Source organism: Cyanobium sp. Lug-B (assembly GCF_024345635.1).
Classification (GTDB): Bacteria; Cyanobacteriota; Cyanobacteriia; order PCC-6307; family Cyanobiaceae; genus Cyanobium; species Cyanobium minutissimum.
The window spans coordinates 37,092-44,047 of the sequence record NZ_JAGQBM010000022.1 but is presented as its reverse complement, the minus strand read 5'-3'; the positions used below and the strand labels follow the sequence as shown (position 1 = coordinate 44,047).

8 protein-coding genes and 1 riboswitch are annotated in these 6,956 nt (G+C 72.0%); of the genes, 7 read left to right on the top strand and 1 reads right to left on the bottom strand.

Annotated elements, in window-relative coordinates:
* Positions 1–108 precede the first annotated feature (108 nt).
* Positions 109–609, bottom strand: a complete 501-nt coding sequence (gene smpB, locus KBY81_RS07535) for an SsrA-binding protein SmpB (RefSeq protein ID WP_159817618.1) — start codon at positions 607–609, stop codon at positions 109–111.
* 62 nt (positions 610–671) lie between these two features.
* On the opposite strand from smpB, the gene ruvB reads away from it, so the two are divergent.
* From ruvB to KBY81_RS07500, 7 genes are all read left to right on the top strand, one after another.
* On the top strand, positions 672–1,742 hold the full coding sequence (gene ruvB / locus KBY81_RS07530; protein ID WP_254976120.1) for a Holliday junction branch migration DNA helicase RuvB: 1,071 nt from the start codon (positions 672–674) through the stop codon (positions 1,740–1,742).
* Positions 1,739–2,560, top strand: coding sequence for a tetratricopeptide repeat protein (locus KBY81_RS07525; RefSeq protein WP_181280222.1), 822 nt, complete (start codon positions 1,739–1,741; stop codon positions 2,558–2,560). Before ruvB ends, KBY81_RS07525 begins: the two co-directional genes overlap by 4 nt.
* Positions 2,561–2,594: 34 nt before the next feature.
* Positions 2,595–3,836: an amidohydrolase gene (locus tag KBY81_RS07520; protein ID WP_254976119.1), complete on the top strand. Its 1,242-nt coding sequence runs from the start codon at positions 2,595–2,597 to the stop codon at positions 3,834–3,836.
* The gene (locus KBY81_RS07515) at positions 3,833–4,096 is read left to right on the top strand and encodes a DUF3188 domain-containing protein (protein ID WP_106222911.1); all 264 of its coding nucleotides are present in this window, start codon (positions 3,833–3,835) and stop codon (positions 4,094–4,096) included. The genes KBY81_RS07520 and KBY81_RS07515 overlap by 4 nt, the downstream gene beginning before the upstream one ends.
* Before the next feature lie 5 nt (positions 4,097–4,101).
* Positions 4,102–4,701, top strand: coding sequence for a HEAT repeat domain-containing protein (locus tag KBY81_RS07510; RefSeq protein ID WP_254976118.1), 600 nt, complete (start codon positions 4,102–4,104; stop codon positions 4,699–4,701).
* A gap of 133 nt (positions 4,702–4,834) precedes the next feature.
* Positions 4,835–4,951: riboswitch (TPP riboswitch) on the top strand.
* A gap of 93 nt (positions 4,952–5,044) precedes the next feature.
* Positions 5,045–6,433 carry a phosphomethylpyrimidine synthase ThiC gene (thiC, locus tag KBY81_RS07505; protein ID WP_106222913.1) on the top strand — a complete coding sequence of 463 codons (1,389 nt, stop codon included), beginning with the start codon at positions 5,045–5,047 and terminating at the stop codon, positions 6,431–6,433.
* A gap of 7 nt (positions 6,434–6,440) precedes the next feature.
* Complete coding sequence (locus KBY81_RS07500; protein ID WP_254976117.1) at positions 6,441–6,911, top strand: cupin domain-containing protein; 471 nt, start codon at positions 6,441–6,443, stop codon at positions 6,909–6,911.
* Positions 6,912–6,956 lie beyond the last annotated feature (45 nt).

Here is a 6,956-nt window from a genome sequence, read left to right as displayed (position 1 = left end):
CCGGCCCCGGCCACCCCCGGGGCCACGCCGGCCCCCGCGGCCCCGGCGTCCCCGGCCCCCGCCAGTCCACCGGCGCCGCCCGCACCGCCCAGCAACTGAAGCCGGGCTTCAGAGCCGGGCGACGGCGGCCCGGGTCTCCTTGGCGATCTGCTTGTTCTTCTCATCCGCGCGCTTGTCGTGCAGCTTGCGGCCCTTGCCCAGGCCGATGGTGATCTTGATCCAGGAGCCCTTGAGGTGCAGGTTCAGGGGGATCAGGGTGAGGCCCTTCTGGTCGAGGGCGACACGCAGCTTGTCGATCTCGCGGCGGTGGGCCAGCAGCTTGCGCACCCGCAGCGGCTCGTGGTTGAAGAACTTGCCGGCGTGGCTGTGGGGGGAGATGTGAACGTTGTGAAGCTGCATCTCGCCGTTGCGGATCAGGCAGAAGCCGTCGCGCAGGTTCACCTGGCCGGCCCGGATTGATTTCACCTCGGTGCCCAGCAGCTCGATGCCGGTCTCAAGGGTTTCGAGAATCTCGTACTGGTGACGGGCCAGGCGGTTGTCGGCCAGCAGCCGGTTGGCCGGGTCGGCGCCCTTGGCGCCACCACCCTTCCTGCCGGGCCCCTTCGCCATCGCCGAGTTCCTGATCACCTGGGAGCTCCCCGACCCTAGGCAGCAGCCGGTACCCTCCAACCATGGCGATCATCTCTTCGGGAGGAACGGCCGCACCCGCTCCCTTGGGGCCGCGGTCCGGGGCGGCTGCGGAGCGGCTCGTGGACCCGACCGCCGCCGTCGAGGAGCCCCCCGTGCGGGAGGACGGCCTGCGGCCCCGCCGTCTGGATGACTACATCGGCCAGAGCGAGCTGAAGCAGGTGCTGCGCATCGCCGTCGAGGCCACCCGCCGCCGCCAGGAGGCCCTCGACCACGTGCTGCTCTACGGCCCCCCCGGCCTCGGCAAGACCACCATGGCCCTGGTGCTGGCCGAGGAGCTGGGGGTTCGCTGCCGGATCACCAGCGCCCCGGCTCTGGAGCGCCCGCGCGACATCGTCGGCCTGCTGGTGAACCTGCAGCCCCGTGAGGTGCTGTTCATCGATGAGATCCACCGGCTCAACCGGGTGGCCGAGGAGATCCTCTACCCCGCCATGGAGGATTTCCGCCTCGACCTCACCGTCGGCAAGGGCACCACGGCCCGCACCCGCAGCCTGGAGGTGGCCCCGTTCACCCTGGTGGGGGCCACCACCCGCGCCGGTTCGCTGAGCTCGCCGCTGCGGGATCGCTTCGGCCTGATCCAGCGGCTGGAGTTCTATGGCCTCGATGACCTCGAGGCGATCGTGGTGCGGGCCGCCGGCCTGCTGCAGCTGGCCCTGCAGCCCTGCGCCGCCCAGGAGGTGGCCCGCCGCTGCCGGGGCACGCCCCGCATCGCCAACCGGCTGCTGCGCCGGGTGCGGGACGTGGCGGCGGTGGGGGGCCACGGCCGGATCGATGCGGCGCTGGTGGAGGAGGCCCTGTCCCTGCACCGGGTGGACGGCCGCGGCCTCGATGCCAGCGACCGGCGCCTGCTGGGCCTGATGCTGGAGACCTATGGCGGCGGGCCGGTGGGGCTGGAAACCCTGGCGGCGGGGCTGGGGGAGGATCCCGCCACCCTTGAAGCGGTGGTGGAGCCCTACCTGCTGCAGCTGGGCTTCCTGCAGCGCACGCCCCGGGGGCGGGTCGTCACCCCCGCCGGCCGCGCCCACCTCGACGGTGCCTCCGCGGTGGCGGCATGAGACGGCGCGCAGTGGCGGTGCTGCCCCTGCTGGTGCTGCTGGTGGGGCTGCTGGCCTGGCCGCCGGCCCTGCGGGCCGATGGCGGCGCAGGGGCGGGAGCAGCGGTGGGGGCGACGTCGCTGCCGGCCCTGTTCGAGCAGGCCCTGGCCGCCAGCCGCGAGGGTCATTTCGGCGAGGCCCTGCCGCTGTGGGACCGGGTGGTGGATCTGGCGCCCGAGGACGCTTCGGCCTGGAGCAACCGCGGCAACGTGCAGCTGGCCCTGGGGGATGCCAGGGCGGCGATCGCCGACCAGGACCGGGCCATCGCCCTGGAGCCCGCCAGCGCCGACCCCCACCTCAACCGGGGCACCGCCGAGGAGGCCCTGGGCCTTTGGCCGGAGGCCGCCGCCGACTACGCCTGGATCCTGGAACGGAATCCGGAGGATGCCTCCGCCCTCTACAACCTGGGCAACGTGGAGGGCTCCCGGGGCGACTGGCCGGCGGCCCGCGCCTGTTTCGAGGCGGCCGCCGCCGCCCGGCCGGGCTTCGCCATGGCCCGCTCCAGCGCCGCCCTGGCCGCCTTCCAGCTGGGGGACACCACGGTGGCGGAGAAGCAGCTGCGCGACCTGATCCGCCGCTACCCCCTGTTCGCCGATGCCCGCGCCGGCCTGACGGCGCTGCTGTGGCGGCGGGGGGCCCGGGGCGAGGCCGAGAGCCACTGGGCCGCGGCCTCCGGGCTCGATCCCCGCTACCGGCAGGAAGAATGGCTGTTGCAGATACGGCGCTGGCCGCCCGTGCCCGTGCAGGCTCTGGCCCAGTTCCTGGCCCTGGCCTCCTGAACCGGCTTCGACCCCTCGGCCTCCCCCTCCGCCCATGACCCCGCTGTCCGTCTCCCCCATCGCCGCCCGTGGTGGCCCTGCCGAGGGGGGGGATGGGGCCTGGGACGCCCTGGGGCTGGAGGACACCCTGCGGTCGCTGCTGCCGGAGCTGATCCAGATCCGCCGCCACATCCACCGCCACCCCGAGCTGAGCGGCCACGAACAGCAGACCGCCGCCCTGGTGGCCGGGGAGCTGCGGCGCTGGGGCTGGGAGGTGCGGGAAGGGGTGGGCCGCACCGGGGTGGTGGCTGAGCTGGGGCCGGTGGGGGCGCCGCTGGTGGCCCTGCGGGCCGACATGGATGCCCTGCCGATCGAGGAGCGCACCGAGCTGCCCTATGCCTCCAGCCGCCAGGGCCTGATGCATGCCTGCGGCCACGACATCCACACCACCGTGGGCCTGGGGGTGGCGCGGCTGCTGGCCGGGATGGCGGATCGGCTCACGGCCCGGGTGCGGCTGCTGTTCCAGCCGGCGGAGGAGACGGCCGAGGGGGCGGCCTGGATGCGGGCCGACGGGGCGATGGAGGGGGTGCAGGCCCTGTTCGGGGTGCACGTGTTTCCGAGCCTGGAGGTGGGCACGGTGGGGGTGCGCAGCGGCAGCCTCACGGCCGCGGCGGGGGAGCTGGAGGTGGAGGTGCTGGGGGAAGGGGGCCACGGCGCCCGCCCGCACCAGAGCACCGATGCGATCTGGATCGCCGCCCGGGTGGTGAGCGGGCTGCAGGAGGCGATCAGCCGGCGGCTGGATCCGCTGCATCCGGTGGTGGTCAGCTTCGGGCTGATCGAGGGGGGCAAGGCCTTCAACGTGATCGCCGACCACGTGCGGCTGCTGGGCACCGTGCGCTGCCTGGACCTGGAGGTGCACGCCCAGCTGCCGGGCTGGATCGAAGACACCGTGCATGCGCTCTGCAAGGGCCATGGCGGTGAGGCCCGGGTGCATTACCGCTGCATCTCGCCGCCGGTTCACAACGACCCGGAGCTCACTCAGCTGGTGGCCGATGCGGCCGTGGCGCTGCTGGGCCGCTCCCGGGTGCAGTGGCTGGAGCAGCCGTCGCTGGGCGCCGAGGACTTCGCCCAGCTGCTGGAGGGCACCCGCGGCACCATGTTCCGCCTGGGGGTGGCCGGGCCGGGCGGCTGCACGCCCCTGCACAGCAACAGCTTCGATCCGGATGAGGGCTGCCTGGAGGTGGGCATCAAGGTGCTCACCCTCAGCCTGCTGCGCTGGATGGAGCAGCCGGTTTGAGCGGCCGTCGGCCCTCCCGCTTCCGGGCGGCGCTGCTGGCGCTCTCCTCGCCGCTGCTGATCCTGCTGGCCCTGCTGGTGCTGCTCACCCGCCAGGGGACCGACCGGCTGCCGGCGGTGCCCGCCCTGGTAATCGGCGCCGGCCTGCTCACCACCAGCTGGATCCGGCGGCGGCGGCGCCGGGCCGAGCTGTTGCGGGCCCTGCGCCAGGGGCCCCCAGCCTGCGGCGCGCTGCGCCAAGGTGAAGGATCCCCGCCCTGATCCCCGTGAGTGACTCCACCCCCGATCTGGAAGCGGCCCGGCAGGCGATCGCCTCGGGCGATCCGAGCCGGGCCATGCCCGCCCTGGCGGGGTTGCGGGGGGTGGAGCCGGAGGCGGCGATCCCGCTGCTGCTGCTGGGGCTGGAGCAGACCACCTTCGTGATCCGCTCACTGGCCTGCGCCGGGCTGGGGGTGAAACGCAGCGAGGCGGGCTGGGCGGCCCTGGCGACGGCGGTGCGCCAGGACGAGGACGCCAACGTGCGCGCCGAGGCCGCCAACGCCCTGGCCAGCTACGGGGTGGAGCGGGCCTGGCCCCTGCTGCGGGATGCCTTCGTGGCCGACGACCAGTGGCTGGTGCGCTGCAGCATCCTCTCGGCCCTGGCCGAGCAGGAGGCCATGCCTCCGGCCTGGCTGCTGGAGCTGGCCCGGGAGGCGGTGGCCGATGGCGACGGCACGGTGCGGGCCGGCGGGGCCGAGATCCGCGGGCGCCTGGTGCGCGAGGGCCGGGGGCCGGAGGCGGCCCAGGCCCGCGAGGCCCTGGCGGCGCTGCAGGGCGACGGCGACCACCGGGTGACGGCCGTGGCCCTGGACGGCCTGCAGGGCTGACCCCTGCCCCGGGCCGGGGGCTCGCGGGGCCTTGTGATGGGGTGGCGCGCTGTCGGGCGGATCTGTACAGCCAGTACAGATCCCGGAATCCTTGTGGCCTACCCCTTGACCTTCTTCAGCCTTGCTAGCTTTCCAAGGTCACTAGGGGTGCCCGGCGCAGGATCCACCGATCGCTTCGCCCAGGGCTGAGATCACACCCTCCGAACCTGATCCGGGTCATGCCGGCGCAGGGAAGTGCGGAAGCTCTCAGGCTGCCCACCGTCCATTCGGCCCCACCCTTTCGGCCCCAACGTCCCTGTCCGGCCACCGCCGGCGTGACGCCCCGTCCTCTGCCTTTCCCGTCATGCGCAGCGCCTGGATCCAGAAGCGTCGTGGTCAAGCCAACGTCACCCAGCTGCATTACGCCCGCCAGGGGGTGATCACCGAGGAGATGGCCTACGTGGCCAAGCGGGAAAACCTGCCCGAGAGCCTGGTGATGGAGGAGGTGGCCCGGGGCCGCATGATCATCCCCGCCAACATTGAGCACCCCGGCCTGGAGCCGATGGCGATCGGCATCGCCAGCAAGTGCAAGGTGAACGCCAACATCGGCGCCTCCCCCAATGCCTCCGACCTCGATGAGGAGGTGGCCAAGCTGAAGCTGGCCGTGAAGTACGGCGCCGACACCGTGATGGACCTCTCCACCGGCGGCGTGAACCTCGATGAGGTGCGCACGGCGATCATCAACGCCTCCACGGTGCCGATCGGCACGGTGCCCGTGTACCAGGCGCTGGAGAGCGTGCACGGGATGATCGAGAAGCTCGATGAGGACGACTTCCTGCATGTGATCGAGAAGCACTGCCAGCAGGGCGTCGACTACCAGACGATCCATGCGGGCCTGCTGATCGAGCACCTGCCGCTGGTGAAGGGCCGGCTCACCGGCATCGTCAGCCGCGGCGGCGGCATCCTGGCCCAGTGGATGCTGTACCACCACCGCCAGAACCCGCTGTTCACCCGCTTCGAAGACATCTGCGAGATCTTCAAGCGCTACGACTGCAGCTTCTCCCTCGGGGATTCGCTGCGGCCGGGCTGCCAGCACGATGCCTCCGATGCGGCCCAGCTGGCGGAGCTGAAGACCCTGGGTGAACTCACCCGCCGCGCCTGGAAGCACGACGTGCAGGTGATGGTGGAGGGTCCGGGCCATGTGCCGATGGACCAGATCGAGTTCAACGTCAAGAAGCAGATGGAGGAGTGCAGCGAGGCGCCCTTCTACGTGCTCGGCCCGCTGGTGACGGACATCGCCCCCGGCTACGACCACATCACCAGCGCCATCGGTGCGGCCCTTGCCGGCTGGCACGGCACGGCGATGCTCTGCTACGTGACGCCGAAGGAGCACCTGGGCCTGCCCAACGCCGAAGACGTGCGCGAGGGCCTGATCGCCTACAAGATCGCCGCCCACGCCGCCGACATCGCCCGCCACCGCCCCGGTGCCCGCGACCGCGACGACGAGCTCAGCCGCGCCCGCTACGCCTTCGACTGGAACAAGCAGTTCGACCTCAGCCTGGATCCGGAGCGGGCCCGCGAGTACCACGACGAAACCCTGCCGGCCGACATCTACAAGCAGGCCGAGTTCTGCTCGATGTGCGGCCCCAAGCACTGCCCGATGCAGACCAAGATCACCGACGAAGACATCGAGGGTCTGGAGCAGGTGCTGGCCGAGCAGAAGAAGGCCCAGGGGGAACCGCTGGGGGTCTGAGTTGGGGGTGGCACAGCCAACGGCCCAGGAGGTGATCACCCTCCTGGGCCTGGAGCCCCACCGCACCTGCGGCCTGGTGGCTCAGAGCTTCGTTTCTGAAGCGATCCCTGGCGGTGCCCTCTACTTCCTGGCCAGCCCGGAGCGGGGCATCCAGCTGCATCGCATCGCCCAGGATCAGGTGTATCACCACTACCTGGGGGATCCACTGGAGGTGCTGTTGGTGTCTGCCGAGGGCGTGGCCTCACGGCATCGGGTGGGAAGCGATCTGGCGGCGGGGGAGCGGCCCCAGCTGGCGATTGCCAGTGGCACGTTTCATGCCGGACGGGTGGCTCCGGGTGGCGCCTTCGGCTACGCGCTGCTGGGCACCAGTGTGTGGGGGCGGGTGGATCCGGAGCGGGTGGAGCGCATGGAGTTGGGGGCGCTGGGTGAGGTGTTTCCGGGGGTGCTGTCAGTGATCAAGGCGTTTGACTCCTACTGACCGGGAGGGTCTGGTCGGCTTGTGAGCTAGGGCGGAGGGCAGAGG

Excerpts from the sequence above, each read along its gene's own strand:
- ruvB (WP_254976120.1), top strand. The coding sequence starts at position 672 with ATGGCGATCATCTCTTCGGGAGGAACGGCCGCACCCGCTCCCTTGGGG.
- KBY81_RS07525 (WP_181280222.1), top strand. The coding sequence starts at position 1,739 with ATGAGACGGCGCGCAGTGGCGGTGCTGCCCCTGCTGGTGCTGCTGGTG.
- thiC (WP_106222913.1), top strand. The coding sequence starts at position 5,045 with ATGCGCAGCGCCTGGATCCAGAAGCGTCGTGGTCAAGCCAACGTCACC.
- smpB (WP_159817618.1), bottom strand. The coding sequence starts at position 609 with ATGGCGAAGGGGCCCGGCAGGAAGGGTGGTGGCGCCAAGGGCGCCGAC.
- KBY81_RS07520 (WP_254976119.1), top strand. The coding sequence starts at position 2,595 with ATGACCCCGCTGTCCGTCTCCCCCATCGCCGCCCGTGGTGGCCCTGCC.